The sequence below is a fragment of the Flavobacterium sp. J27 genome (assembly GCF_004303025.1).
In the GTDB taxonomy this organism is placed as follows: Bacteria; Bacteroidota; Bacteroidia; order Flavobacteriales; family Flavobacteriaceae; genus Flavobacterium.
On sequence record NZ_PJQW01000012.1, the window covers coordinates 140,578 to 166,809 of the forward strand.

Here is a 26,232-nt window from a genome sequence, read left to right on the forward strand (position 1 = left end):
TTTATTTCAGTTCATCCAAACCATATAATAATAACTGTGCTGTTGCTTCATTTGTTGCTAAAGGCACATTATGCACATCACATATTCGTATTAGCATAGAAATATCGGGTTCGTGAGGATGACTCGAATTTGGATCTTTAAAGAACAAAACCATTTTCGTTTTTCCTTCGGCAACTCTAGCCGCAATTTGTGCATCACCTCCTAAAGGTCCGGAAAGCATTTTTTTTACTTTAATACCAATAGTTTCAACTTTTCCTCCTGTTGTTCCTGTTGCTATTATCGTAATGTTTTCAGCTTGTAAAATGGCTTTATTTTTATTTACAAACTGAACCATATCTGCTTTTTTTCCATCATGTGCGATAATCGCAATTTCAAATTTCTTTGTCATAGGAGCAAATATAAAAAATCCCGAAGAATCGGGATTAAATTATTTATTTAAAATATGATAAGCAATTAAACCGTCTATCGGTCTTCGAAGGATGTTACCTACTTGAATATCGTACTGTTGCAGTTTTTCACTCAATTCTTCCCTTAAATAAAAAGCGATAGAACCTACAAAATGAACTGGAACTTCTTTATAGTTTTCAAACTGCATAATATAATTTTCAATAAAAGCTTCTAATTCTTCTTTGATATATTTTTTGCAAAAATCGGTGTCCTTATGTTTAATTAAAAACTTCGCAAATGTAGCTAAATACGCATTTGGATTAGGTTCTTTATACAATTTGTTTTTGATAAAATCTGGATCAACATTAAAGGTCTTTTCAAAATCTTTAGCCATATCTTGTGGCATTTTATTGAAGTAATATCCTCTTATTAAATGTCTACCAAAACGATTGCCACTACAATCATCCATAGCAATATAACCTAAAGATTGTACTTTTTGATGCAAGACTTTTCCATCAAAATAACTACAATTAGAACCCGTACCTAAAATGCAAACAATGGCTTTTTCATTTTTAGGAGTAGTTGCGTAAACCGCAGCATAGGTATCTTCATGAACCGTTACTTTAGCATTAGTAAAATATTCTTCAAATACAGATGCTAAAAAGTTTTTCATTCTATCTGTTCCACATCCAGCACCATAAAAATAAAGATTAGATGCTTTGGCTTTATTATGAGAAATATCAAATTTATCTTCTAAACGAGCAATAATTTCTTCTTTGCTCAATACTTCTGGATTTAATCCTAAAGATTGGGTAGTAAAAATAACTTTTCCGTTATCATCTATCGCTATCCAATCGGCTTTGGTGGAGCCACTATCTACAAGTAATTTCATTTTGTTTTAGTTAGTATGGTTGGTTAAAAGTCCAAATTATTATTTGGTGATTAATAGTAGCCCTACATAGAGACAAAAAATCCTGCACTACAAAAGAAAGGTGCAGGATTTTTATAACACTATTATTTTACAGACATAACGTGTACAGATAAATCTAGTAATTTAGAAGAATATCCATATTCGTTATCGTACCAAGAAACCAATTTAAAAAACGTTGAATTTAAACCAATACCTGCTTTTGCATCTACTATAGATGTTCTTGAATCTCCAACAAAATCTTGAGAAACCACATCGTCTTCAGTAAATCCTAAAACACCTTGCATTGAAGTTTCTGATGCGTTTTTAAGCACTTTTAAAATTTCTTCATAAGTCGTTTCTTTAGCTAATTTTACCGTTAAATCAACAACTGAAACATCAACAGTAGGCACACGGAAAGACATTCCAGTAAGTTTACCATTTAATTCAGGAATTACCTTTCCAACCGCTTTTGCAGCACCTGTAGAAGAAGGAATGATATTTACAGAAGCAGCACGACCACCTCTCCAATCTTTTCTAGATGGACCATCTGCTACCATTTGAGTGGCTGTTGAAGCATGAACTGTAGTCATTAATCCTTCTACAATTCCGAAATTATCATTAATTACTTTTGCTAGAGGAGCTAAACAGTTTGTAGTACATGAAGCATTAGAAACAATCGTATCAGTAGCTTTTACTTCTGTATGATTTACTCCCATTACAAACATAGGAGCGTCTGCAGAAGGAGCAGAGATAACTACTTTTTTAGCACCGCCATCAATATGAGCTTGAGCACTTTCTAAAGTGGTAAAAATACCAGTACATTCAGCTACAACATCTACATCTACTTTTGCATCATCCCATTGAATTAATTTTGGATCTCTTTCAGCAGTAACACGAATAAATTTATCGTTTACATATAATTGCCCCTCTTTTACTTCTACTTTTCCGTTAAAACGACCATGAACCGAGTCATATTTTAACAAATAAGCTAAATGCTCTACATCTAACAAATCGTTAATGGCTACAACTTCTATATTATCTCTATTAAATGATTCTCTAAAAACAATTCTACCAATTCTACCGAATCCGTTAATTCCTAATTTTACTTTTGACATTTTAAGCTTTAATTTTTATATTATTTTTTGATTTAATTTGTTTTATTACTATGTAGACATAATATCTGACACACGAAGTAATTCTTTGTCAATTTCAGTATGTCCTTTTATAGCTTGTTCCAATGGTGTTAAAGCCACTTTATCATTGAGTAATCCAACCATAAAATTTGATTTTCCTTCTAAAATTGATTCTACTGCTTTTACACCCAATCTAGAAGCTAAAACACGATCAAAACAAGAGGGCGAACCGCCTCTTTGCATATGTCCTAAAACAGATACTCTTACATCGTATTCTGGCATATTTTCTTCCACATAATCTTTTAATTCGAAAACCGTTTTACCAATTTTATCTCCTTCAGCAACAACAACTATACTCGAAGATTTTCCAGACTCCTTACTTCTTTTTAAAGATTCTAATAATCGATCTAATCCTAAATCTTCTTCTGGAATTAAAATTTCCTCAGCACCAGCACCAATCCCTGAATTTAAAGCGATATGACCTGCATCTCTTCCCATAACTTCCACAAAAAATAATCGGTTGTGAGAAATAGCAGTATCTCTAATTTTATCAATTACCTCAACTACTGTATTTAGAGCAGTATCGTAACCTAAAGTATGGCTTGTACCAAAAATATCATTATCAATAGTTCCTGGTATTCCCATTACAGGAAAACCATATTCTTTATTAAACACTTCTGCTCCTGTAAAAGAACCATCACCACCTATCACCACTAAAGCATCTACACCAGCAGCCTTTAAATTTTCATAAGCCGTTTTTCTACCTTCTACAGTCATGAATTCTTTAGAACGAGCCGACTTTAAAATGGTTCCTCCTTTATTTACTATATTATTTACAGATCTCGGTCCCATTTCTTTGAAATCGCCTTCAATCATTCCTTGATATCCTCTATAGATACCGATACATTCAATATTATGATATGCGCAAGTCCTTACTACAGCACGTATTGCAGCATTCATTCCTGGTGAATCGCCTCCAGAGGTAAGCACACCAATTTTCTTAATATTTGGCAACATTATTTTTTTATTTATCGTAAATTTAAAAAAGGAAAATGGAATATGGAGTTATTTTTATCAAATATTAAATTTTACATTAAAATTCAATCGTTTTCGTTAATAACTTTTTGTTTTTTAATATAAAAATTGAAGAATTATTCTATTTCAGGTACTTTATCTAAATCTTTTTTCTTTTCCTTTTCTTCTTCAATTTCTTTATTTTTTCTAATATAATATTTTTTATCCCATAACTCTTCTGAGTCTGGTATATCATCATTAGAAGATGTATTAGATGTTTTATTTTTAGCTTTAGTAAATATTTTACGTAACATTTCTCCAAAGGTGTCAAAGTCAACAGAATAACTCAACCCAAGTCCTTGTGTATAACCAATACCTTCACCTATATTATAGTTGATATCATTTTCTCTATTGAAAACTCTTGCTCTAAGAGAACCATCTTCATTCAATTGTAATTGCACTTCAACATCTCCTACTAATACTGATTCAGTGACGCCACCTACAGGTACACCCACTTTTCCATTAATAGAAATTTTATCATTAATTTGTGTACTTAATGTAAGTCCTACTCTACCAGAAATTTGATTAACACGGTCAGCTTGGTCATAATTTACTCCTACTTGCAGTTTAGAATCTTGATCTGAAATAATGTCATTGAATAACGAACTTGCTTTCTCAAATAAAGAACCATATGCCACGCTTCCAGCGTTTTCAGGTGTTGTAAATGATCCGAAAGCCAATAATGCAAATGCTTGATTTTGTCTTACATCTTTATTTTGAAGACGATAATCAATCTCACTCTTCAAAACACTACTAACTGTTGGAAAATTGATATTAAAATCGGGTTCTGGATTACTAAGACTTCCGTTAATTACAATAGAAACTTCTGTAGGCAATTTTCTATTTGTGGTAAACGAAGAACTTTCAATTAATACCGATGGATTTGCCTGAGTTTTATAAATTGCTTCTAAATTTAAAATAGCTCCTAAAGGATCTCCTTCCCACCTAATAGTACTTCCTTTTTTAACTGTAAATTTTTTATCAATTAATCCGGCTTTCTTAAAATTATATTCTCCTTCTTGTACTTGAAAGTCACCATACATTAAAAACTTTCCTAATGTATTTATTTCCATTCGCATGGAACCATATCCATTTCCTTTCATGGCATGACCAGACTCTCTGTCTAAAATAACTTCTATTTCAGCATCGGTATCAATATCAAAATCTAAATTTAATTCTAAACCATTGTATTTGTTATTAATTGCTCCTTTTGACTTGTTTTTTAGTAAATCTTCTTCTTTTATAAAAGTATAATAGGGTTTTCTACCTACGTCTTCTGCATCTCTCACTGGAATTTTTATGGAAGTTCCTTTCTCAGATTCTCCAGTAACCGTAACTAATAACGATTCTATACTTCCGCTAATTTTTGCACTTCCGTTTAGAAAAGCAGTTCCATAATAATACGCGTCTTCAGAATCTTTAGTATTCAAGGCCAGAAGGTTATTCGTACGAACTTCTAAATCCAATTCCCAATCGGAAAACATACTGTGTTTTACTGAACCTCTTAAAACTCCTTTGGTATCGTATTCAGTATCAGTAATAACAATGTTTCGGAATAAAAATTCTTTTTCGGTAAGATCAACGATAGCATTCTTTTCAAAATTGTAATCTACATTTAAATAAGGAGCTTTTAATCCTGCATCATTTAAATACAAGCGCCCGTCTACTTCAGGGTTAGTAACTAACCCCCTAATAGAAGCACTTCCTGTAGCATCTCCTCTCACATTGGTAATAACATCACCAATAAGTGATCCAAAAGGAGCCAAATCAAAACGACTAAACGTAGCTTCCATATTGAGAGTAGATTGATTGTCTCTATATTTTAGTGTTCCATTTAAATTGAATCGTTCGCTTCCTTTCTGTACTATATAAGAATCTATATCAAACTCATTAAATTCATCATTCCCTTCTACGAGTAAAAACATATTACCCACGGGATATTTATTAATTTGTAAACTATCAATCTTAATGTCTGATAAAGGTTTATAATATTGATTATCTTGTTTAAACTTTATAAAACCGTTTAACTTACCATCCAAAGCAATACTATCGAGAGAAGGGGTTACTTTATCTAAATCGACATCATTAAAAGTTAAATTGAAGTCTTTGTAAGTTGAATCTCGCATTTCTCCATAAAAATCCATATTTTGATTGTTATGAGATAATCTTATTTTTTGAAATTTAAAGTCTTTAAATGTTTTGTCAAAGATAATTTTATTATCATTGTTCTCTTCTTCATTTATAAACCATAAATAATCTTTAAAGTTAACTTCCGATTTTTTAAACCCAATAACCGACTGTTTATTTTCATCAATTGTATGATAAATATTCAATGAAAAATTATCTTCTAATTTACTTCCTCCTTTAAATTCTGAACGTACAAATAAAGTATCGTTCATCGTTAAATTAATTAAATTAAAATCAGATACTTTATAATTTTTAGTCCGTATCGTATCCATTTCAATATATGTATTATATAACGGGTTTTTATTATCGATATCTATTTTAATTTTCTTAAAGTGATTACCAAAAGCAAGTACTCCTGGTGATCTGAAATCAAATTCGAACTTACCTAAATCGGCATTAATTCGCCCTCTCATTCTAGTATTTTCATCTATCGAAACTTCTGGTACAAAAATATCCACTATCTTATTATAAATTACGAAATTAAAATCTAGAAACTGTCCTTTTTGTAATTTGTTAGGAGAATAATTAGCATATAAGCTTCCTACTGCATTTTCTAGTATTTTTCGTACTTGATTGATTTTAAATTTACCAACCACTTTGCCACTAATGATGTCTTTGGAATTTATTGTAATTGTTCTAACTCTTTGAGAATCAAAACTAGAATTTAATTGAAAATCTTCAAAAAAGTAACTGTCTTTATCATTTTGATAAGACACATTTTCTACTTGTAGAACACCATCTAAATCATCTAAGTTATTTCCTTTTGCTAAAAAGACAACTTTTCCTTTAAAAATAGAAATAGTATCTGTTTTAGAAAATTGTAGCGCATGTAAATCTGCATAATCTACATTCGCTTTAAAATTATAATTCTTAACTTTCGAACTAAGGTCTACTAAACCATCAAAATCCATTTTTAAATTAGGATCATTACTATTAAAATAACCTTTAAAATAAGGCATTTTCATAGTTCCATCTACCGTAATATTTTGATAATTATATTTATTGTAATAAAAGGCATCAATTTTCCCTTTTACATTCGTATTTAAATACTTTTGTGTAAAACCCTGTCCTTCAACATCTAAATTAAGTGTTACTTTACCTATTTCTTTTTCATTTAAAAATTCCCCTAAACTAAAATCTTCTAAAACCACATTACCTTGGTAGGTCGCGTTATCAATATTAGCTAAATCCTGAATAGATAAATTAGTAATCACACTTCCAAGAACAGAGCCAATTTTAATGTCTGAATTAATATAATTATCCGTTAATTCTACATTTCCATTAAGGTTCACATTCCCCAGTTTAGCCAAAGAAGAGGGAAGGCTATTTCCTAAAATATTTGGCAAAATTGCAACTAACTTAGTATAATCAGAATTTATTTTTTGAAATTTACCATTAATATAAAATGATTCATTTTTGCTAAATAAGTTTTTGAATTGTACTGTTCCTAATATTTCAGAATTATTTTTATCTTTTAAATGAAGGTTTTCTGTTGTAAAATTATTTAATGTTCCAATCAAATGGGTATCCACATCAAAAATATTATCTTTACCAAATTCATTATAAAAATAATTTAAATCATTGGATGAAATAGTCGCTTCATCCATTCTAACATCAAAAATTACTTTATTATTAAAATCTGAAAAATCGGTTCGATTATACCGTAATTCAACAATACCTCTCATTAACGATTCTGTTGTTTTTAAATATAATTTTTCTAATAAAATATTTTTCTTGGTATAAGTAAAATTAGATGTAAGATTTTCTACAATAAGCCCTCTATGATCGTGAAACTTTAATTGTTCAATAAAAGTAGTTACATCAGATCCTTTTATATAAAAATCTTTTACAACTCCATTTAAATGTGTAAAATTTAAAATTCTCGGATTTTGCAAGTTTTCATTGATATAGTTCAATTTAGAATTAAACAAAGTGATTGAACTTGATTTCATTCTAAATCTCCCTGAAGAAGGTGTTCCGTCATCAAAAGAATCAATAAACTTATCAATATTAGTGTAATCTTCTCCTTTGTATTGTTTCAAATTAAAAGTTAAACCATCTAATATAACACTCCCTAAATAAGGATGCCCATTGTTATATAATTCTTTAACACTCATAATTGAAGTGTTTAATCGTTTTATGTAAAACAATGTGTCTTTATGATGATCTTTTATTAAAATTCCTTTTAGTTTAACAGAACCAAAGGCAGTAAAGGTTAATTTTTCAATATTTATATCAGTACCAAATTCTTTATTTACCTCATTTGTAGCATATCTACCTAAAGCAGTTTGTACAAATGGTAATGATAACAAAATAACTGATACCAATATAAAAATAAGTATAGCTACTAATGTTCTAAAGAATATTTTTTTAAATTTTTTGATACTATAAATTGTTTAAATTTGTCAAGAAAAGTAAATCTTTTTGAATAATCCACAAAAATAATGAATTTTGTAAGATAATTACAATTGACTTTATGCAAATTTCATGCCCTTTTTTAGATGAAAAAAAACATATATACATTAGCTATTGAAAGTTCTTGTGACGATACTTCCGCAGCTATTCTTTGTAACGATAAAGTGCTATCAAATATTGTTGCTAGACAAGCCATTCATGAAGAATATGGTGGTGTAGTACCTGAACTTGCTTCTAGGGCCCATCAACAAAATATTGTACCTGTGGTTGATGTTGCTATTAAGAAAGCAAATATAAAAAAAGAAGATCTTAACTGTATTGCTTTTACACAAGGTCCTGGTTTAATGGGATCATTATTAGTAGGCGGTTCATTTGCTAAATCAATGAGCATGGCTCTTCATATACCACTCATTGCAGTAAACCATATGAAAGCACATATTTTAGCCCATTTTATAGATGAAGTGGGTTTTGAAAAGCCTACTTTCCCTTTTTTAGCATTAACAATTAGTGGTGGTCACACCCAAATTGTCCAAGTAAATAGCTTTTTTGATTTAAAAATTATTGGAGAAACTACAGATGACGCTGTAGGGGAAGCTTTCGATAAATCGGCAAAAATATTAGGCCTACCTTATCCTGGTGGCCCATTAATTGATAAATATGCTCAAGAAGGCAATCCAAAAGCGTTTACATTTACAAAACCGAAGGTAGATGGGCTCAATTTTAGTTTTAGTGGTTTAAAAACCCAAATTTTATATTTTATTCAGAAAAATATGGCTGAAAACCCTAATTTTATAAATGAAAATAGAAATGATATTTGTGCTTCAATTCAATACACAATCATAACTATTTTAATAGATAAATTAAAACTAGCCGTTCAAGAAACTGGTATCAAACAAATTGCCATAGGTGGAGGTGTATCAGCAAATAGCGGTATTCGTAAAACCCTTAAAGAAACTGAAAAAAAATGGGGTTGGAAAACCTATATTCCAAAATTTGAATACACAACAGATAATGCAGCTATGATAGGAATTGTAGGATATTATAACTATCTTGAAAATAATTTTAACACAAACGATATCGTTTCTAAAGCAAGAATTGAATTTTAACATGCAATTATTTTATAATCCAGACATAAAAAAAGAAGATACTTTTTTTACTTTCGACAAAGAAGAAAGTAAACATATTATAAAAGTCTTACGAAAAAAAGAGGGTGATAAAATTCAATTATCCAACGGAAAAGGATATCTTTTTTTTGGAGAAATAATATTAGCATCAGATAAAAAATGTCAAATAAAAATTACCGATTCTAAATTTATTGCTCCAAGAAATTATAAAATTCATTTAGCCGTTGCTCCTACCAAAATGAATGATCGCTATGAATGGTTTTTAGAAAAAGCTACCGAAATTGGTATCGATGAAATTACACCAATAATTTGCGAACATTCTGAAAGAAAGATTTTTAAAACAGACCGAGCTGAGAAAATTTTGCAAGCTGCTATGAAACAATCATTACAATATTACCTGCCAAAATTAAATGCTCCGATTCCTTTTTTAGATTTTATTTCCAAAGAATATACTGAAAAAAAATATATTGCTCATTGCGAAGAGCAAGATAAAAAATCATTTAAAGATACTATTCAAAAGAAGGAAGATACAGTAGTATTGATAGGTCCAGAAGGTGATTTTTCTCTTCATGAAATAGAAACAGCTTTACAAAAGAAATTCATTCCAGTAACCCTAGGAAATACCAGATTAAGAACAGAAACGGCCGCTATTGTCGCTTGTCATACTATTGTTTTAAAAAATGAATAACATGAAAAAATATTTTTTCCTTCTTTTATTAATTTCAACCTGTGCAACAGCTCAAGAAATAGGTATTTTAAAATACTCTGGAGGTGGTGATTGGTATGCCAATCCTACATCTTTGCCTAATTTAGTTGTGTTCTGTAACCAAAATATCAATACAAAAATAAATTCAAAAATTGCTACAGTTGAAGCAACAAGTTCCGATATCTTTTCATATCCATTTCTTCATATGACGGGTCACGGAAATGTTGTTTTTTCGCCTACCGAAATAGAAAATTTAAGAGATTATTTAACTTCTGGTGGTTTTTTACATATTGATGACAACTATGGCATGGATGAATATATCCGAAAAGAAATTAGCAAATTATTTCCGCAAAACAATCTTCAGGAGATACCTATAAATCATGAGATTTTTAAAGCACCTTATAATTTTCCAAACGGTTTACCAAAAATACATGAACATGATAACAAACGTCCACAAGCATTTGGTATTTTTATTGAGAATCGTTTAGTACTATTATACACCTATGAATGTGATTTAGGAGACGGATGGGAAAACGCTGAAATTCATAATGATCCTATTGAAATAAGAGAAAAAGCTTTAAAAATGGGAGCTAACATTATAAATTACGCATTTAAAAACTAAAAACAATAACATATTTATTATTATTTAATAAAATAATTGAGATTTTTGCAATTATATAGAAATCTTTTTTATAAAACAATATCTTTACTTCACTTTTTTTTGAAAAATGAGACTTTTTTTGACATAATATTGTGCTGTTATAAAATAACATAACCTTAACATTAACAAACAAATAATTATGAAAAAAATCGTTGTTTTAGCATCTGTGCTAATTTTAGGATTTTCATGTCAAAATGAAGACAAAAACATTACTGATGAAGCAAATTCTAAAGATCTTGCTGCTGCCGCGCACAGAGGTTGTGCTTCAGAAGAAGTATTACAAAGACAATTAAAAGAAGATCCAGGATTGGCTCAAAGAATGAGAGATATTGAAGTTCAAACAGCTGATGCAATCGCTCAAGGTAGAATTGTTAACGGTGTAGTTGAAATCCCAGTAGTAGTAAATGTATTATACAGAACTTCTGCTGAAAACATTTCTCAATCTCAAATTCAATCCCAAATTGATGTATTAAATAAAGATTTTAATGCTCAAAATTCAGATTACAATACCGCTAACAACCCATACTCAAGTGTACGTGCTAATGTAGGCATTCGTTTTGTTTTAGATGCAATTTACAGAAAATCAACTACTAAAACATCTTGGGGTACAAATGATGCTTGTAAAAAAACTGCTAATGGTGGTATGGCTCCTACTTCACCAACTACTAAATTAAATCTTTGGGTAGCAACTATTGGTGGCGGAATTTTAGGATATGCACAATTCCCTGGTGGATCTTCTTCTACAGATGGTGTTGTTATTGATTCTAAATACTTTGGAACTACTGGAACTGCAACATATCCATTTAACTTAGGAAGAACTGCTACTCACGAAGTAGGACACTGGATGAATTTACGTCATATTTGGGGTGATGCAACTTGTGGTTCAGATTTAGTTTCTGATACACCAACTCACAATACTGCAAATTATGGTGTACCAGCAGTAGGACATAGAAGTACTTGTTCAGGCACACCTTTAGAAATGTATATGAACTATATGGATTATACAGACGATAGAGGAATGTACATGTTTTCTAATGGTCAAAAAAGCAGAATGCTAGCTATTTTCAATGTAGGAGGTTCTAGAGCTTCTTTCAGATAAAAACAAAATAAATATCATTTAAAAGCCATCAAATTTTGATGGCTTTTTTATTTTAATTAATTTACCATTCTTTTCATAAGGAAAGAATCAAGAATATATTCAGTAAATGAGTTTAAAAAATATACTATTTTTCCTAAAAAAATCGTCCTTTAAAAGAAACATTTAATCCAAAAAAGTTATTTAAGTAATCTTTTTTTAGCTTTTTATTAACTTTTTATTAAAATTATAGAATTCGTAAAACCCTTTAAAAATAAGGACTTAAATTACATATAATTATCATTATTAACAGTTTTTACAAATAATATGTAAAAATTTTATATAAAAAAATAACAATATTAACATTTAATGTTATATAATTGCAATGTAAATATTTTTAACAACCAAACAAATTTACATTATGAAAAAAATTTTTTTAACAGTTACTGCTGCAATGCTATTATTTTCTTGCAACAACGAAGACAATGCTGCTACTGAAACAACTGAAACAACTGCAAGTGCTCACAGAGGTTGTGCTTCTGAAGAAGTTTTACAATGGCAATTAAAAGAAGATCCAGGACTAGCTCAAAGAATGAGAGACATTGAGATAGCTACTGCTGACATGATTAGTCAAGGAAGAATTGTTAACGGAACGATGGAAATACCTGTTGTATTTAATGTATTGTATCGTACAGCAGCTGAAAATATTTCAACTGCACAACTACAATCTCAAATTGATGTTTTAAACGAAGATTTCAATGCTCAAAATTCTGATTATAACACAGCAAATAATCCTTATTCAAGTGTTAGAGCTAATGTTGGAATTCGATTTGTATTAGACGCAGTTAATAGAAAATCAACATCAAAATCATCTTGGGGAACTAGAGATGCAATGAAAAAGACAAAAAGAGGTGGTTTAGACCCTACATCTCCAACTACTAAACTAAACATTTGGGTTTGTACTATTGGTGGTGGTATTTTAGGATACGCTCAATTTCCAGGTGGTTCTTCAGCTACTGACGGTGTGGTTTTAGATTCTAGATATACTGGAACTGTAGGAACTGCAACATATCCATTCAACTTAGGAAGAACTGCTACTCACGAAGTTGGGCATTGGATGAACTTACGTCATATTTGGGGTGATGCAACATGTGGTTCTGACTTAGTAGCAGATACCCCTACTCACAATACAGCTAATTATGGAGTTCCTCCAGTAGGACATAGAAGTACATGTTCTGGTACACCATTAGAAATGTATATGAATTATATGGACTATACTGATGATAGAGGAATGTATATGTTCTCAAATGATCAAAAAAGCAGAATGTTAGCTATCTTTAATGTAGGAGGTTCAAGAGCTTCTTTTAGATAATAACGATTCTAAAATATTTTCTAAAAACTCGCTAAAAATTAGCGAGTTTTTTTATTTTTGATTCATGACACCAAAAGAACTTTCTTCAGGACTACTTCGTACCCTATTTATTATAGTTGGTATTAGTCTTACCCTTTTTTTATTATATAAAATTGCAATTGTAATTGTTTATTTAATTATAGCAATGGTTTTCTCTTTGATTGCTAATCCATTGGTACAATTTTTTAAAAAAAGATTAAAATTTAAAAACACATTAGCCGTAATTACAACCTTGCTTCTTTTTTTGTTGCTAATTGTGAGCTTTATATTACTTTTTGTCCCTCTAATAATTGCTCAAAGTGAAAATCTTTCCTTATTAGACATCAATTCTTTAGAAAATAGCTTCAATAACATGATAACTAATATTAGTAGTTATCTTGAAGCGCATCATATTAACTTTAAACAACTATTTGATTCATCCTCTTTATCATCTAAAATCAATTTTACTTTTATTCCTGATATTTTTAATGGTATTATTAATATTGTTGGTAATTTTGGCATGGGATTAGCTTCTGTTTTGTTCATTTCTTTCTTTTTATTAAAAGAAAAAGACCAAGCTTTTCGAATTTTTAAATTTGTTTTACCAATAAATCATAAGGTAAAAATTTTAGCATCAATGGAAAAAATTCAACATTTGCTATCGCGTTATTTTATTGGATTACTATTACAGTTACTAATCATTTTAATTTTATACCTTGTTGTTTTTCTCATTTTTGGTGTAGACAATGCTTTTATCATTGCATTATTATGTGCTGTTCTAAATATTATTCCATACTTAGGACCACTTTTAGGAATGATAGTTGCTTCTTTATTAATAATGATAAGCGGCATTGGTAACGATTTTATTAACACAACACTACCCCATACTTTTTATGTTATTTGCGGTATGCTTGTTGTACAATTAATAGATAACAATTTAAGCCAACCCATTATTTTCTCAAAAAGTACAAAATCACATCCATTGGAAATTTTTTTAGTTATCATTTGTGCAGGTATTTTATTTGGTATCACCGGAATGATTATTGCGGTTCCTAGCTATACTGCATTAAAGGTAATAGGTAAAGAATTCTTACCTGATAACAGAATCATCAAAGCCTTAACGAAAGATATTTAATGAATGATCCTTTAAAAATTTTATTAAACGAAGATATTCAAAATTTTATCAATACTAATTTAGATAGCGATACCAATCAGTTAGCGTTACAAAAAAACAATTTTGATATTGATTACATTCGTATCATCAATCAAATTGTAGCCAAACAGAAAGCAAAATTCAAGTTACCTACTTGGTTTAAAACGGTAAAAATCTTATACCCTTCTAAAGTTTCCATTGAACAAACCTCTTCCGAAAAAACAGCAGCATACAAAGCTTCCCTTATTTCTGGAGAAAGTATAATTGATTTATCCGGAGGATTTGGAGTAGATGATTATTATTTTTCCAAAGTCTTTAGAGAAGTGATTCATTGTGAAATAAATACTGAATTATCTCAAATTGTAAGCCATAATTTCAAGCAATTAGAAATCGAAAATTGTACGTGTCATATTGGTGAAAGTAGCGCTATTTTAGAAAAATTAGACCGTAAATTCAGTTGGATATACGTAGATCCTTCTCGAAGAAATGATTCCAAAGGAAAAGTTTTTTTATTAAACGATTGCGAACCCAATGTTCCAGAATTACTACCGTTGTATTTTAAATACTCTGATAACATTTTAATTAAAACAGCACCACTTTTAGACATACATTCTGGACTAACCGAGCTCCAATTTGTTAAAAAAATTCATATTATAGCACTAGAAAACGAGGTTAAAGAATTACTTTGGGAAATTAAAAATAATTACCATGAAGCCATTACTATTCATTGTATCAATATTGAAAAAGATCAAAATCAAATCACAGATTTTGTATTAAATCATAATTATATTCCAACATACAGTGCTCCTCAAAAGTTTTTGTATGAACCAAATGCTGCTATTTTAAAATCTGGTAATTTTAATGCCGTTTCAGCACTTTTTAAAATGAATAAATTGCATCAGCACTCCCATCTTTACACTTCTGATGAAAAGATAGTTTTTCCTGGAAGAAGCTTTCAAATTGAAACTATTATTCCATTTCAAAAGAAAGAAATTAAAACACATCTTCAAGATAAAAAAATGAATATTACCATTCGAAATTTCCCTCTTAAAGTAGACGAAATAAGAAAAAAATATAAAATTAAAGAAGGTGGCTCAGTTTTTGCCTTTTTTACTACCGATATTGAAAATAATAAAATAGTTTTGCTCTGCTCAAAAATTTAATAATTTATGAAACAATTACTTATACTTATAACTTTATTTCCGATTTTTATTGTTGCTCAAAAAAAAGACTGTCTGTACGATTTTGAAGAAAAAACAGATTCAACTTATATTAAATCTTTATCTGAAAAATTAGTTTATGAAAAAGTTTTTGGTAATACAAAAGAATTTATCCAATTTAATCTTATTAACAACAATGGTATTCCAACCCTAAGTTTTCAACAGTTACAAAAAAATCAAGACTTTATTCCTGCTCGATGCTTTGACAGAAAATCTAAAATAATTTTTCAATTAGAAAATGGCACCATAATTAGCTTATTAAGTGCGAATGAAAGTACTTGTTCTAACCTAACTTATTTAGCAGAAGAAAAAAGCAATATAAGACTTTTAAAAGGGTATTTTTTGTTCACCAAAACCAATTACGAAGATTTAAAAAAATCTCGCGTAACAGTTATGCGTGTACAATATGCAGGCGAAACCAAGGATTACATTTTAACCGATGAATTACAATCGGAAATTTTAAACGAAACCTTACACCCTAGCTCCTATTTTATAAACAATTTGGAGTGTATAGAATAAAAGCCAAATACGTTTTAGAAACAAAAAAGCCTAGCAAATGCTAGGCTTTTTGTGACCTTCCCAATACGATTTTCGAATCATTTTTTGGAAGATTTGAAGAGGCTGAGTGGTTTTTAATTTAGAATAATCATGATTAATTGCATATTAATTTAAGTTGTATATTCTTCTTTGTTTTTCTATTTAATTTGAATGTTTTATACTATTATGAATACGTAGTATTTTATTTAAGGCTGTTAAAACTATAAACAGTAGTATTACAAACAGAAATATCTTAGTTTTTTGATAATTCACATAGTTCAAAATGAATGAAGGAAAGCTACCAAAATACAGAACCAGACCTGTTAAAAATATTAATATGGAGACTTGTAAAAGAATGCTTTTTTGCAATTTAAGCTGAATCGTTTTCTCAGTTTTTTTCTCCATTTCTATTTTTAACATAATTTTATTTGTAAGCTCTTCAGATCCCAATATTTCACTCTTTTTGAATAATGTTTTAATAGTTTCTTCTTTCATAATATACTTTTTATTTCTTTACCTAATATTTTTTGCAAATGATTCTCAAAATTTATTCGTCCTCTATGTAAGTTAACTTTTATCTTTGATTTACTGAAACCAGTAATATCTTGTATTTCTGGGATTTTATATTCGTACAAATAAAACAAACGTAAAACTAGTGCTTCATCTGTCTTAATAGCATTTAACGCTATCATGATGTATTTTTTTTGATCAGTTACTTTTAAAATATCTTCTTCATTTTGTTTTGTAAATTCTAGGTTCAATACTTCGTCTGTATCAATTTCTATGTGCTTTTTTTGTTGTTTCAGCATATTGTAAGAAGTGTTTACCACAATACGATACAACCAAGTTGAAAATTTTGACTTCTGTTTAAAAGTATGCAGCTTATGGTAGACACTAATAAATGCCATTTGAACAGCATCTTCGGCAACATTCTGATCTTTCAATATTGAGCAAGCTAAGGTAAGGGAAACATTCTTATGAAATTCTATTAAATCCCTAAAAGCTAATGTATCCCCACCTATACTCTTATTTATAAGTATTATATCTAATCTATTTCTATCGCTCACCCTCTTTCTTTCTAAACCAATGAGCCATAAATAAGCCTAAAGCCCCAAAGATTAAAATAGTACCCCAAATTAATAAATCCGCAGTTTCTTCTGTAAGATCCATTGTCGTAAAAATGGTTGATACAATTAAGCCCAAACCGAGTCCTATTAGAATACAACCAATATCTACATATTGTATTCTACTAGAGGATTGAAAAGGCTGTAATCCTTTTTCTATCAAGGTTTTTTTTAGTAAGTAGGTATACCTAACGATAATAAAGACAATTAACACAATTCCCGTTATGAGAAATAACGCTCCCAAAGCATCCTGTATATTTTCCATATAAATTTTGTTTTATTAAATATATTAATTAAAAATTCTATAACTTCTTATTAAAATTGTGGTCCAATAAGATTAGAAAGTTTCTCTAAAAATAGAGGCATTTTATCACAATTAATAAATACAACTAAACCGTATTTTTGTTTAGGAATAAACATGGTATAAGCCTGAAAATCATGATTGTTTCCTGTATGTAAATGCATTACTCCATATTTAGTGCTTTTTTGAGCAAAACCAAGTCCCCAACCAGTCTGTCCAACCTGTTGTTTTAAAGGATTGTCATTAGAAAAATGAGTGTGCTCTTTTATCATATCATCAAATGTTTCATTATTCAATCCTTCTCTTTTTAACATAGCGATAATAAACTTTGCATATTCTGAAGCTTCACTGTGCAAACTAGAATAAGCGTTAAAAGTTTTTCCGTTCCACCCTCCTTCAACAAGGGTATTACTAGTTGGATTTCCTTTGCTATTATGCCCAAACACTTTATGAGATTCAAGATAATCATTCCAAATAAAGGTACTGTGTGTCATTCCTAGAGTATGAGTAACTTCATCTCGAAATAACTCGTTTAATTGCTCTTTAAAACCAACCCCTTTTAATATTCCAATAACAGCAGCAAGATATTGATATGCTTCACCAGAATACATAAAGTCGGTACCAGGCGTAAATGCGAGTTTTATCAATTGGTTGTTTGCATGGTTTGGAAATCCAGTTTGATGAGCCAAAACCATACGAGCTGTAATTAATTTATAGGCTTCCATTGATTCTGGTGAAATTCCAGGATGTGGCAAATATTCATACAATGGTTTGTCGAGGTCTAATACTCCTTTTTCAGCCATCTTCATCACAAAATAAGCAAAAATAGGTTTGGAAAGTGACGCTCCTTCAAATATACTCTGCTTATCAACAGGTATATTGGTTTTGATATTACTTACACCTAAAGCTTCATGGTAAACTACTTTATTGTCATTTATAATGACCATGGAGAGTCCAGGAATCTTTTCACTGTTCATTATTTTTTTTATTTCTGAAGTAAGTTTTTCTTTTTTTATGTTTTTTCCATTAAGTGTAGTGACATCTATACTCTGAGCACATGCATTTAATACTGTCAAACAATACAGTATTATCATAGTTAGACATATTTGAATTTTTTTTGAAATATTCATCTTGTTTTAAATTTATGTGATTATTATTTAGTTTTTTGTGAATTCACATACATTGGACAAGATTACTTTATGAAAAGGTTACAAAAAAGTATTATTAAATATATGTTTTATCGTTTTTCCCATAATTCCTTTCCAAGGTATAGCTTTTGAGTAAGCAGATATTCATAAATAGGATTAACATTATCTCCATTGAGAAACACTATATACCCGTTCTTGGATTTGGGGAACATAATTGCCAAAGTGCTTACACCTGGATCTTTTCCGGTATGTAACATGGCAAATTCATCACCCCTAAATCCTGTTAGGATTTCCCAACCGAATCCAAAGAAATCATTTTCTTGCAGTTTTACCTGATGTTTTTGCATTTCTTGAAACAATTCTTTTTTAAGTTCTGCTCCATTGATTACATACGAAATAAATCTCCCATAGTCTTCTACGGTTGTTAAGAGGTTAGCAGCAGCATTTGCTTCATAATATTTTACCGTTTGAATATTATTTCCATTTTCATCAAAGTTTTGGGCATATCTTGATTCATCCATGGAATTATCCCACCAAAATCTCGTATCGTTCATTCCTGCGGGTTTAAAAACCAGTTCTTGAGCTAAATCTTCAATATTTCTTCCTAACTTTTTCTCAATTGCTTTACGCAAGTATTCAAAGCCTTCACCTGAATATTGGTATTTTTCTCCAGGGTTAAATTGAAAGTGTAGTCTGTTTGATTCATTCATATACCTCCAATTAGGGAAACCTGTTTGATGGGTCAACACAAGATAAGGAGTTAGTTTTTTGTATCTCTCGTCCTTTTTTAAATCAGGATCTATCCAATACTTATATAACGGTTCCTGCAAATCCAAAAGTCCATCATCCACTAATTTTAAAACAGTTAATGCAAATACTGGCTTTGTTAATGAGGCCACTTTAAAAATGGCATTATAAGGTGCTTTCTCTTTTTTGTCCAAAGTACCATATACCTCAACTTTTGTTAATTTTCCATTTTCAATAATCCCCATACCTAAAGCTGGAACATTGTTGTCTTTGAGTAATCTTTCGATGTTATTTACTGCATCAATTGGTTTCTTTGCTGGGTCTTTATGGTCATAGCTTAATGCTTCGCTCAGCACCCAATCTTCTCCATTTAGTACCCACACATGAGTAAACATAGCGGTGCTTGTTAAAACATCTTCCTTCCCTTTTTCCTTGATGAAAAAATTATGTTCTCCTTTTTGAATTACTCCATATAGTTTTCCATTATTAAACAAAGGGAATACCTCTAAGCTGTTTACATTGACTTTGCGTATTGGTTTTTTATCTGGGTTTGAGCAAATATATTTTTTTGTGTTTTCAAAAAAAGAGGCTCTATCCTGAAACCCACTTTGGTCGTGAAAAAATTTTAAGTCTTTGGCTATGTGATTATCTAAATATTCCAAATCGCATTGGTTGAACCCTCTTTCAAAGAAAATGCTATCTTGTTTTTTTAGTGTATTGAATAGTGTTGAATTTTTATCTAATTGTGCAGTGAGATGTAAGACACTAAATACAGTTATAATAACAGTTAACGTGATTAATTTTGTTCTGTTCATAATTACTATTTTTTAATTGATGATAATTTTTTGCAAATATTTCTTAAAATAAATAATTCATCTAAAAAAATCACCTGCCAATTACACGACAAACACCCGACAAGGCTATATTATACTGAATTTGAGTTGAAAATATAACTTACCTTTTTTATCTATTTCATGGGTATTTCTAATAATGATATATACATTTGAAAGCACTAACAATACCATTACAATGAGAATAAACTTGCTGCCAAGAGCAAACCAATTTTTTAAAAAAGAGGCTAACATAAAAATGAAGGCTGATACTATGCTCCATAATATTTGAATTGTTATTAGTTGCTTCGTTATTGAATTAAATCCTTTTTTTATGAACATGATTGCAAGCGGTACAACTATATTCAATGGTGGTATTATGGCAAATGGCAATGCAGAAAAATTGATGAGCTTGATTAATTCTAAATTGGTTTCGAATGTTTCTTCTTCTTTTTCTAGTAGTTCTTTTTCTTCTATACCTAAAGCTTTTGAGAGTGACTTAAGTGTATAGCCTTTAGGCTCCGTACCAGCTTCAATACGTTGTATGGTTCTAACAGAAACACCAGATTTTTCGGATAATTCTTCTTGTGTTATATTTAGCTCTTCTCTTATTTTTTTTATTTTAGACATTGCTTTCTCATATTAACATCTGGTAAATTATGAAAATAGTTTCAGATATATATATTATTTTATATTCATCATTGACATTAGATTACTTTTTCATAATTTTTATAGGATTTTGATAACCTAACTTTAAAAGATATAAACCAGAAGTTAATTTCTTTAAATTTATTTTATCATTATTTTGATTAATCTCACCTTTCATAATGATTGTCCCATTTAAATCCATCACATGATAATCTATTCTAGTATCAATATTCTTTACGGTTATAAAATTACTTGAGGGATTGGGGTATATTGATAAATTTCTGTCATTTTCAATAGTTTCAAATGAAAGTGTTGCAGTACTGATTCTTATTTCATCAATTATAGCTGTGATATTGCTATTACTGAAACCGTCCATTCTAATCTCATCAATGTTTTTAAAATCATCGTTATTGGATAAATCGTAATCCGAAAAACTACTGGTTGCATTTAAAACTACGGAGCCAATACTGCTCCCATCTCTATAACTTGTCATTGTAAAATTCCCTGAAAAGCTAAACCATTGGATTATTATGCTGTCCAAATCAAACTCATTACCATCTTCAGATGCTATATTTAAAGTTAAAGCTTGTTGGGCAAAAATGGTTACTGTACTTGGGGTATTACCTCCATTATGATTTATGGACCCAGAACCTTCACCATCTACAAAAAAAGACCATCCTTGAACTGTACCACTTCTGGGTAGTAAATCATAGGAAGCTATGTTGGAATTAGTGCCGTCGAAAGTGGTCGTTCCAATAACCGGTTGTGCGGAAAGTGCTGAAATAGAAAAGAATAATAAGAATATCCATGTGAGTGGTTTTGTTGTTAATGTTAGGTAGTTTAAATTCATGATAATAATTGTTTTTGATTTATATTAAACAGAAATATTTGTTAAGTGTATTACATTTAAAAAGTGAAACACGGCAATACATCTTCTTCAAAATAAGGTTTTTGATTGCTCCAAAACATATAGTCTACTTTAAGGAAATCTTTTGCAAAAGCATGAAGTAGAGGAACTATACTTTCCTTTCTAGATTCACTTTTATCATTATCTTCATCATAGTCTGAATCTGCGCCAGTTTTACCTATGTAGTTACCATCTTGGATAGCGATACCAAGTGGGACGCTAAAGGTTCCTTCGTGCATTTGTGCTATGGCATGATTTAGTTGAGCTTTTCTTGTTATCATTAAATCGGGACCACCAAGACCTACTCCGATGTTTTCTCCGTAATCATAAATACTTTTTAGATATCCTTTATCATCAAATGGTAACCATTCACCAGGGATAAAATTGGCATAAATCATGGTGGTGGATATTGGAAAAGCTTGTTTAAGGGCTAACATATTTTCTTTTATCCCTTGAACATAACCCGCTTCGGTAAATGTGGAATCGTTTTTCCCATTTACACCAATAGCTGTTTCTTGAAGATTAATACCCTCAATAATGCCATCGAATTCTTTACCCAAAGCGTTTAAAAGCAACGCAAATCGTTCCCGTACTTTTTTATTCCAACGTTTAGCCACCCAACCATCAGGTTTTCCATTATCATTATATTGTAATTCTGCCCCTTCATTATATTCTTTAGTAAGTAAATAACTTGGCACTGCTTGGTATTTTGGATTGAAGGTAGCATCCTGTAGTTGGATAAATAATTTTTTATTGTGTTGTTTTAGATATTCAATATCTTCGCGTATTATAGAAAAATCATAGTGTTCTTTGTTTGGTTCCAAATCTTTCCATGCATACATGATTTGAGCTCCTTTAAAGGCTGGATGATTTAGAAAAGGATGGTTTTTTATGGATTTTCGGTCCTTCGAAAAATAAACGAAATGTCTGATGCTGTCTTGTCGTATTGGGCATTTTGCATCCGTATACTTTCTATAGGCATTTTTATACTTCTCTGACGGGTTTTGCCAATTTTGAGCATTTGCAAACAGACTAATACTTAAAAGCAAAAGGCATAGGATACCGTTTTTCTTATTCATAACTAACAGATATAATATGCTCTTTAGAAAATCCTTTTAAGAGTAACCAAAACCCTAAAACAATTTCAAACAATGCCGTTGGAACATTTAAAACTAAATATTCAACTGTAATAACATCAATAATTTTAAATAATAACAACGTACTTGCTATTATTGACAATATCCCTCCCAATAGTCCCCAAACTGAAAGCCATTTCGGGATTAACTTTGATTTTAAAAACAATACATAGAGCATAAGGTTACCAATACTTAATACAAAAACCATAAATACATGATTGGTATAATCTCTTGTGGTTTTAAGTACATTCCCTAATGCTTCCAATACCCTTAGGTTTTCTAAAGTATTTTCAGCATACTCTTGGCTTAGTACAAGAATTGACAATAGTACTACCGTTCCTATAAGTAATACAACACCAGCTATAATTCTGAAACTTAAAAAGCCCAACGCCAAGCTTTTATTATATTTTTTTATAATGGGGTATAATACAATAGCAAAACCTAAATACATTAAGAACAATATAAATTGAAACAAGGCACTCATTATGACTTGGTTGAAATTGGCTGCAGCTTCTGTTAAATAATTTACTGAATCTACAGATGGGGAAATACTAAGAATGCCCGCAACCATTCCCATGATAATAAGCAATCCAGCCAGCTTTATTTTATTTTTTAAGATTTCCATAGACTTATTTATTCTTTATTTAATCTATTTGTTTTACCCCCTTGGGTAATGAGCATTTCTTGTTTTTCAATATTAAACACAATGGTAATACCAGCTGGTTCGTATTTGAATTCTCCTTTTGCAGTGGCTTGTAAGTTCATTTTGGAGTCTCCGGGAGCCTGAAGGCGCAATTGTTTACCCGATTTTGTTACTGTTAACTTTACAGGGAATGATTTGCTTGAATAGACGCCTAGATATTGCTCCAATTCTTTGGCTTTTGGTTCATAAACCCTGAAATCGGGAATCTCAAAATGTTTATTAAAAAGACTGTTAACTATGGTGACTACCATTGAGTTTAGACTATAATCCATACCATTGGAAGTGATTGCAATCGCATAATTTTCATCAGGAAAATATCTCAAAGCCGAAGTAAATCCATCTATTTCCCCATTATGTCCATAGCTGACCTTATCATAATATTCTATTTTGAAAAGTCCCATTCCAAATTTGTCTTGAATGGTTTTCATTTTTGAAACACTCTCTGGTGAAAGTATTTTGTTGTTAAACAGTGCTTCTGCAAAATGTATTAAATCCATGGGCGTAGACACAATGCCACCTGCCCCCATATCAATGGATGGATCGGTTTCGTCCGTTTTTTTCCATTGTTTATCAAATTGATAGGCATAGCATTCATTGTTTGTGACCTCTATTTTACTTCCAAAAAATGTATGATTTAAGTTTAAAGGCCTGACAATTTCATCTTCTAAAATCCTCGCATACGGTTTTTTATAAAGCTTTTCTAGGATGTACGATAGTAATACATAGTTTGAATTGCTATATGCTGCTTTCTCATCAGGATTAAAATCGCTACCGCCTTGAGTAATGATTTCCACCATCTCTTTTTCCGTTTTTGGTCGGGTGTGATAACTTAAAAATGCTTCTTTATTATCTGTGAAACTGTGGATACCACTTCTATGATTTAAAAGGTTTGAAATAGTGATACTACTTGCGTTTTTTATTTCAGGAAAATACTTTTCTATTGTTTGATTAAGCGATATTTTTCCTTCTTCTATCGCTTTAAAAGTCAATGTTGCTGTAAACAGTTTGGAAACAGACCCTATTCTGTATTTCGTTTCTTTATTAGGTTTTTGTTTCGATGCCATATCAGAATAACCCACTTGTTTATTGTAGATTACTTTTCCGTCTTTTAAAATTGCTACACTACCCATGAATTTTTGATTTACTTCAAGCGTATTGAAATAGCTGTCTAGTTTTTGGCTATTTATGCTTTGTGCAAAGCAATTACTACTTAAAACAAATATTATTACTACTATTTTTAATACTTTCATTTCTAAAAATTCTATAAGTTTTCTTGTCAATTATTAATTTGTCATTTTAACAATGACATTTCCTTTTTTATTTCCACTTTCAATATGCCTGTGAGCTTCTATAATTTGTTTCAAACAATACCTTTTGTCAATAATGGTTTTTAACTTTTCTTTCTCAAAAAGTTCGGCAATCTCTTTTAAATATCCTTTTCGTTTTGAAATAGATAAAAGCCCTGTAGCAGAAAACTTTACTTTCTTTTGGCTAAACATTTTTGTCCATAACATCTGTATAAGTATGAAAACTTTAAGAACTGGATTTAAGTAAATACCATTTTGGGTTAATGATTTCCTACAATTTGAGAATGACCTTTTGTTAGCTACATCGAAAATGATATCGTATAACAAACCATTTTCTGTAAAGCTATGCTTGGTATAATCAATGACATTATCTGCACTTAATGATTTTACCAATGCCATATTAGCTGTACTGTAAACTCCTGTTACAATTGCCCCAAATGATTTGGCTATTTGAACAGCTGCAGAAACAACTGTCCCAGAAGCTCCATTGATAAGAAAATTTTGATTAGGCTTCACATTAGCTAATACTACCATAAAATTCCATGCTGCCATGAATGTACAAACTGGTGCCACCTCTTCATCACTCATATTTAGAGGTCTTTTTAATATAAGACCGTTTTGTGCAACGCATACACATACTCTGCATAGCAACCCAAATTAGAACCTGAATGACCAAATACGCTATCTCCAATATTAAAAAGAGTGACGTTCTTACCTATTGCTTCTATCTGACCCGAAAATTCGGCTCCTAACACTGACTTTTTGGGTTTTGTTAGACCCAAAAACAATCTTGTAAAATATGGCTTGCCCATTCTCTGTAGAGGATCTTCCGTAGAAACAGGAATCGCGTTAATCCTAATTAACACCTCATCATCTTTGGGTACAAGTTTTCTAACACTATCGAACTTTAGTACTTCAGGTGGTCCGTATTTACCAATTATAATAACTTTCATTATAGTTTTTGATATGGCCTAAACCACAATTAATAAGATTTACTATTAAGGAGTTTGCAATTTGATAAGCCTTACGCTTGCACCAATATCACTAACTCCATTTGCTCCAAATCCTTCTGTCTCATCAAAACGGAAATAATAATAACCTTCTGTAACAGGGGTTGAAGTCCAATAATATCCATATGTTCCGTTGAATATAAAGTTACCCACGGTTGTTCTGGCACCTCCTGGTAAGGATTGAAACTCTCCATTAACAAGGTTTGCAGTGTTATTTTCAACTTCGTTAAACAAGGTCTGCCAATGTCCTTGAGTTGGCAATCCCCATCCTTCTGGTGCCAGTTGTGAAGCTGCATCCCAAGTGTATAGCTTTCCATAGGTATTGCAATTAGTTGATTCATCGTTATAACACCATGATGAAGTGGCTGTTGCTGTATTGGTATCGAAATTGAAATTTTC

26 protein-coding genes are annotated in these 26,232 nt (G+C 30.5%); 8 read left to right on the forward strand and 18 right to left on the reverse strand.

Features of this window, described 5'->3' with window-relative positions; genetic code table 11:
• Position 1: 1 nt before the first annotated feature.
• The 5 genes from CX675_RS15985 to CX675_RS16005 form a co-directional block, all read right to left on the reverse strand.
• Positions 2–388, reverse strand: a complete 387-nt coding sequence (locus CX675_RS15985; RefSeq protein WP_130736258.1) for a methylglyoxal synthase — start codon at positions 386–388, stop codon at positions 2–4.
• Positions 389–427: 39 nt separating this feature from the next.
• Positions 428–1,279, reverse strand: a complete 852-nt coding sequence (locus CX675_RS15990) for a BadF/BadG/BcrA/BcrD ATPase family protein (protein WP_130736259.1) — start codon at positions 1,277–1,279, stop codon at positions 428–430.
• 122 nt (positions 1,280–1,401) lie between these two features.
• Positions 1,402–2,412 carry a type I glyceraldehyde-3-phosphate dehydrogenase gene (gene gap / locus CX675_RS15995; RefSeq protein ID WP_130736260.1) on the reverse strand — a complete coding sequence of 337 codons (1,011 nt, stop codon included), beginning with the start codon at positions 2,410–2,412 and terminating at the stop codon, positions 1,402–1,404.
• A gap of 48 nt (positions 2,413–2,460) precedes the next feature.
• A complete protein-coding gene (gene pfkA, locus CX675_RS16000; protein WP_130736261.1) occupies positions 2,461–3,447 on the reverse strand; it encodes a 6-phosphofructokinase in 987 nt (328 codons plus the stop codon).
• A 134-nt stretch (positions 3,448–3,581) separates the two neighbouring features.
• Positions 3,582–8,018 carry a translocation/assembly module TamB domain-containing protein gene (locus tag CX675_RS16005; protein WP_240723667.1) on the reverse strand — a complete coding sequence of 1,479 codons (4,437 nt, stop codon included), beginning with the start codon at positions 8,016–8,018 and terminating at the stop codon, positions 3,582–3,584.
• Between the two features lie 174 nt (positions 8,019–8,192).
• Between CX675_RS16005 and tsaD the strand changes: the two genes are divergently transcribed.
• The 8 genes from tsaD to CX675_RS16045 all read left to right on the forward strand — a co-directional run bounded on the left by tsaD (position 8,193) and on the right by CX675_RS16045 (position 15,954).
• Entirely contained in the window at positions 8,193–9,212 is a 1,020-nt protein-coding gene (gene tsaD / locus CX675_RS16010) for a tRNA (adenosine(37)-N6)-threonylcarbamoyltransferase complex transferase subunit TsaD (RefSeq protein ID WP_130736262.1), read from the forward strand.
• A 1-nt stretch (position 9,213) separates the two neighbouring features.
• Positions 9,214–9,918, forward strand: coding sequence for a 16S rRNA (uracil(1498)-N(3))-methyltransferase (locus tag CX675_RS16015; protein ID WP_130736263.1), 705 nt, complete (start codon positions 9,214–9,216; stop codon positions 9,916–9,918).
• A gap of 1 nt (position 9,919) precedes the next feature.
• Positions 9,920–10,558 carry a DUF4159 domain-containing protein gene (locus CX675_RS16020; RefSeq protein WP_130736264.1) on the forward strand — a complete coding sequence of 213 codons (639 nt, stop codon included), beginning with the start codon at positions 9,920–9,922 and terminating at the stop codon, positions 10,556–10,558.
• Between the two features lie 178 nt (positions 10,559–10,736).
• On the forward strand, positions 10,737–11,696 hold the full coding sequence (locus CX675_RS16025; RefSeq protein WP_130736265.1) for a zinc metalloprotease: 960 nt from the start codon (positions 10,737–10,739) through the stop codon (positions 11,694–11,696).
• Positions 11,697–12,093: 397 nt separating this feature from the next.
• Positions 12,094–13,044, forward strand: a complete 951-nt coding sequence (locus CX675_RS16030) for a zinc metalloprotease (protein ID WP_130736266.1) — start codon at positions 12,094–12,096, stop codon at positions 13,042–13,044.
• A gap of 64 nt (positions 13,045–13,108) precedes the next feature.
• Entirely contained in the window at positions 13,109–14,197 is a 1,089-nt protein-coding gene (locus CX675_RS16035; RefSeq protein ID WP_130736267.1) for an AI-2E family transporter, read from the forward strand.
• Positions 14,197–15,378, forward strand: a complete 1,182-nt coding sequence (locus tag CX675_RS16040) for a class I SAM-dependent methyltransferase (protein WP_130736268.1) — start codon at positions 14,197–14,199, stop codon at positions 15,376–15,378. The genes CX675_RS16035 and CX675_RS16040 overlap by 1 nt, the downstream gene beginning before the upstream one ends.
• A 6-nt stretch (positions 15,379–15,384) precedes the next feature.
• Positions 15,385–15,954 carry a hypothetical protein gene (locus CX675_RS16045; RefSeq protein ID WP_130736269.1) on the forward strand — a complete coding sequence of 190 codons (570 nt, stop codon included), beginning with the start codon at positions 15,385–15,387 and terminating at the stop codon, positions 15,952–15,954.
• A gap of 180 nt (positions 15,955–16,134) precedes the next feature.
• Here the strand turns inward: CX675_RS16045 and CX675_RS16050 are convergent, their stop codons facing one another.
• The 13 genes from CX675_RS16050 to CX675_RS16105 form a co-directional block, all read right to left on the reverse strand.
• Positions 16,135–16,467 carry a hypothetical protein gene (locus CX675_RS16050; protein ID WP_130736270.1) on the reverse strand — a complete coding sequence of 111 codons (333 nt, stop codon included), beginning with the start codon at positions 16,465–16,467 and terminating at the stop codon, positions 16,135–16,137.
• Complete coding sequence (locus CX675_RS16055; RefSeq protein ID WP_130736271.1) at positions 16,464–17,039, reverse strand: RNA polymerase sigma factor; 576 nt, start codon at positions 17,037–17,039, stop codon at positions 16,464–16,466. Before CX675_RS16055 ends, CX675_RS16050 begins: the two co-directional genes overlap by 4 nt.
• Positions 17,029–17,361 carry a hypothetical protein gene (locus CX675_RS16060; RefSeq protein WP_130736272.1) on the reverse strand — a complete coding sequence of 111 codons (333 nt, stop codon included), beginning with the start codon at positions 17,359–17,361 and terminating at the stop codon, positions 17,029–17,031. Before CX675_RS16060 ends, CX675_RS16055 begins: the two co-directional genes overlap by 11 nt.
• A gap of 50 nt (positions 17,362–17,411) precedes the next feature.
• Positions 17,412–18,491 carry a serine hydrolase gene (locus CX675_RS16065; protein WP_130736273.1) on the reverse strand — a complete coding sequence of 360 codons (1,080 nt, stop codon included), beginning with the start codon at positions 18,489–18,491 and terminating at the stop codon, positions 17,412–17,414.
• 143 nt (positions 18,492–18,634) lie between these two features.
• On the reverse strand, positions 18,635–20,107 hold the full coding sequence (locus tag CX675_RS16070; protein WP_130736274.1) for a serine hydrolase: 1,473 nt from the start codon (positions 20,105–20,107) through the stop codon (positions 18,635–18,637).
• A gap of 105 nt (positions 20,108–20,212) precedes the next feature.
• Positions 20,213–20,752, reverse strand: coding sequence for a helix-turn-helix domain-containing protein (locus tag CX675_RS16075; protein ID WP_130736275.1), 540 nt, complete (start codon positions 20,750–20,752; stop codon positions 20,213–20,215).
• A gap of 82 nt (positions 20,753–20,834) precedes the next feature.
• Positions 20,835–21,620, reverse strand: a complete 786-nt coding sequence (locus tag CX675_RS16080; RefSeq protein WP_130736276.1) for a T9SS type A sorting domain-containing protein — start codon at positions 21,618–21,620, stop codon at positions 20,835–20,837.
• A gap of 56 nt (positions 21,621–21,676) precedes the next feature.
• Complete coding sequence (locus CX675_RS16085) at positions 21,677–22,756, reverse strand: hypothetical protein (protein ID WP_130736277.1); 1,080 nt, start codon at positions 22,754–22,756, stop codon at positions 21,677–21,679.
• Positions 22,749–23,438, reverse strand: a complete 690-nt coding sequence (locus CX675_RS16090) for a DUF4386 domain-containing protein (RefSeq protein ID WP_130736278.1) — start codon at positions 23,436–23,438, stop codon at positions 22,749–22,751. Before CX675_RS16090 ends, CX675_RS16085 begins: the two co-directional genes overlap by 8 nt.
• 8 nt (positions 23,439–23,446) lie before the next feature.
• Positions 23,447–24,766, reverse strand: a complete 1,320-nt coding sequence (locus CX675_RS16095) for a serine hydrolase (RefSeq protein ID WP_130736279.1) — start codon at positions 24,764–24,766, stop codon at positions 23,447–23,449.
• Positions 24,767–24,799: 33 nt separating this feature from the next.
• The gene (locus CX675_RS20020; protein ID WP_205728643.1) at positions 24,800–25,411 is read right to left on the reverse strand and encodes an NAD(P)-dependent alcohol dehydrogenase; all 612 of its coding nucleotides are present in this window, start codon (positions 25,409–25,411) and stop codon (positions 24,800–24,802) included.
• 14 nt (positions 25,412–25,425) lie between these two features.
• On the reverse strand, positions 25,426–25,776 hold the full coding sequence (locus CX675_RS20025; RefSeq protein WP_205728644.1) for an alcohol dehydrogenase catalytic domain-containing protein: 351 nt from the start codon (positions 25,774–25,776) through the stop codon (positions 25,426–25,428).
• A 45-nt stretch (positions 25,777–25,821) separates the two neighbouring features.
• Positions 25,822–26,232: FISUMP domain-containing protein (locus tag CX675_RS16105; RefSeq protein WP_304988711.1), on the reverse strand; the 411-nt coding region annotated here is incomplete at its 5' end.

Excerpts from the sequence above, each read along its gene's own strand:
- CX675_RS16045 (WP_130736269.1), top strand. The coding sequence starts at position 15,385 with ATGAAACAATTACTTATACTTATAACTTTATTTCCGATTTTTATTGTT.
- CX675_RS15985 (WP_130736258.1), bottom strand. The coding sequence starts at position 388 with ATGACAAAGAAATTTGAAATTGCGATTATCGCACATGATGGAAAAAAA.
- CX675_RS16070 (WP_130736274.1), bottom strand. The coding sequence starts at position 20,107 with ATGAACAGAACAAAATTAATCACGTTAACTGTTATTATAACTGTATTT.
- CX675_RS16065 (WP_130736273.1), bottom strand. The coding sequence starts at position 18,491 with ATGATAATACTGTATTGTTTGACAGTATTAAATGCATGTGCTCAGAGT.
- CX675_RS16015 (WP_130736263.1), top strand. The coding sequence starts at position 9,214 with ATGCAATTATTTTATAATCCAGACATAAAAAAAGAAGATACTTTTTTT.
- CX675_RS16025 (WP_130736265.1), top strand. The coding sequence starts at position 10,737 with ATGAAAAAAATCGTTGTTTTAGCATCTGTGCTAATTTTAGGATTTTCA.
- CX675_RS16085 (WP_130736277.1), bottom strand. The coding sequence starts at position 22,756 with ATGAATAAGAAAAACGGTATCCTATGCCTTTTGCTTTTAAGTATTAGT.
- CX675_RS16030 (WP_130736266.1), top strand. The coding sequence starts at position 12,094 with ATGAAAAAAATTTTTTTAACAGTTACTGCTGCAATGCTATTATTTTCT.
- CX675_RS16050 (WP_130736270.1), bottom strand. The coding sequence starts at position 16,467 with ATGAAAGAAGAAACTATTAAAACATTATTCAAAAAGAGTGAAATATTG.
- CX675_RS16090 (WP_130736278.1), bottom strand. The coding sequence starts at position 23,438 with ATGGAAATCTTAAAAAATAAAATAAAGCTGGCTGGATTGCTTATTATC.
- CX675_RS16075 (WP_130736275.1), bottom strand. The coding sequence starts at position 20,752 with ATGTCTAAAATAAAAAAAATAAGAGAAGAGCTAAATATAACACAAGAA.
- CX675_RS20025 (WP_205728644.1), bottom strand. The coding sequence starts at position 25,776 with ATGAAAGTTATTATAATTGGTAAATACGGACCACCTGAAGTACTAAAG.
- CX675_RS16020 (WP_130736264.1), top strand. The coding sequence starts at position 9,920 with ATGAAAAAATATTTTTTCCTTCTTTTATTAATTTCAACCTGTGCAACA.
- CX675_RS16035 (WP_130736267.1), top strand. The coding sequence starts at position 13,109 with ATGACACCAAAAGAACTTTCTTCAGGACTACTTCGTACCCTATTTATT.
- CX675_RS15990 (WP_130736259.1), bottom strand. The coding sequence starts at position 1,279 with ATGAAATTACTTGTAGATAGTGGCTCCACCAAAGCCGATTGGATAGCG.
- CX675_RS16040 (WP_130736268.1), top strand. The coding sequence starts at position 14,197 with ATGAATGATCCTTTAAAAATTTTATTAAACGAAGATATTCAAAATTTT.
- CX675_RS16080 (WP_130736276.1), bottom strand. The coding sequence starts at position 21,620 with ATGAATTTAAACTACCTAACATTAACAACAAAACCACTCACATGGATA.
- CX675_RS16060 (WP_130736272.1), bottom strand. The coding sequence starts at position 17,361 with ATGGAAAATATACAGGATGCTTTGGGAGCGTTATTTCTCATAACGGGA.
- tsaD (WP_130736262.1), top strand. The coding sequence starts at position 8,193 with ATGAAAAAAAACATATATACATTAGCTATTGAAAGTTCTTGTGACGAT.
- pfkA (WP_130736261.1), bottom strand. The coding sequence starts at position 3,447 with ATGTTGCCAAATATTAAGAAAATTGGTGTGCTTACCTCTGGAGGCGAT.
- gap (WP_130736260.1), bottom strand. The coding sequence starts at position 2,412 with ATGTCAAAAGTAAAATTAGGAATTAACGGATTCGGTAGAATTGGTAGA.
- CX675_RS20020 (WP_205728643.1), bottom strand. The coding sequence starts at position 25,411 with ATGAGTGATGAAGAGGTGGCACCAGTTTGTACATTCATGGCAGCATGG.
- CX675_RS16095 (WP_130736279.1), bottom strand. The coding sequence starts at position 24,766 with ATGAAAGTATTAAAAATAGTAGTAATAATATTTGTTTTAAGTAGTAAT.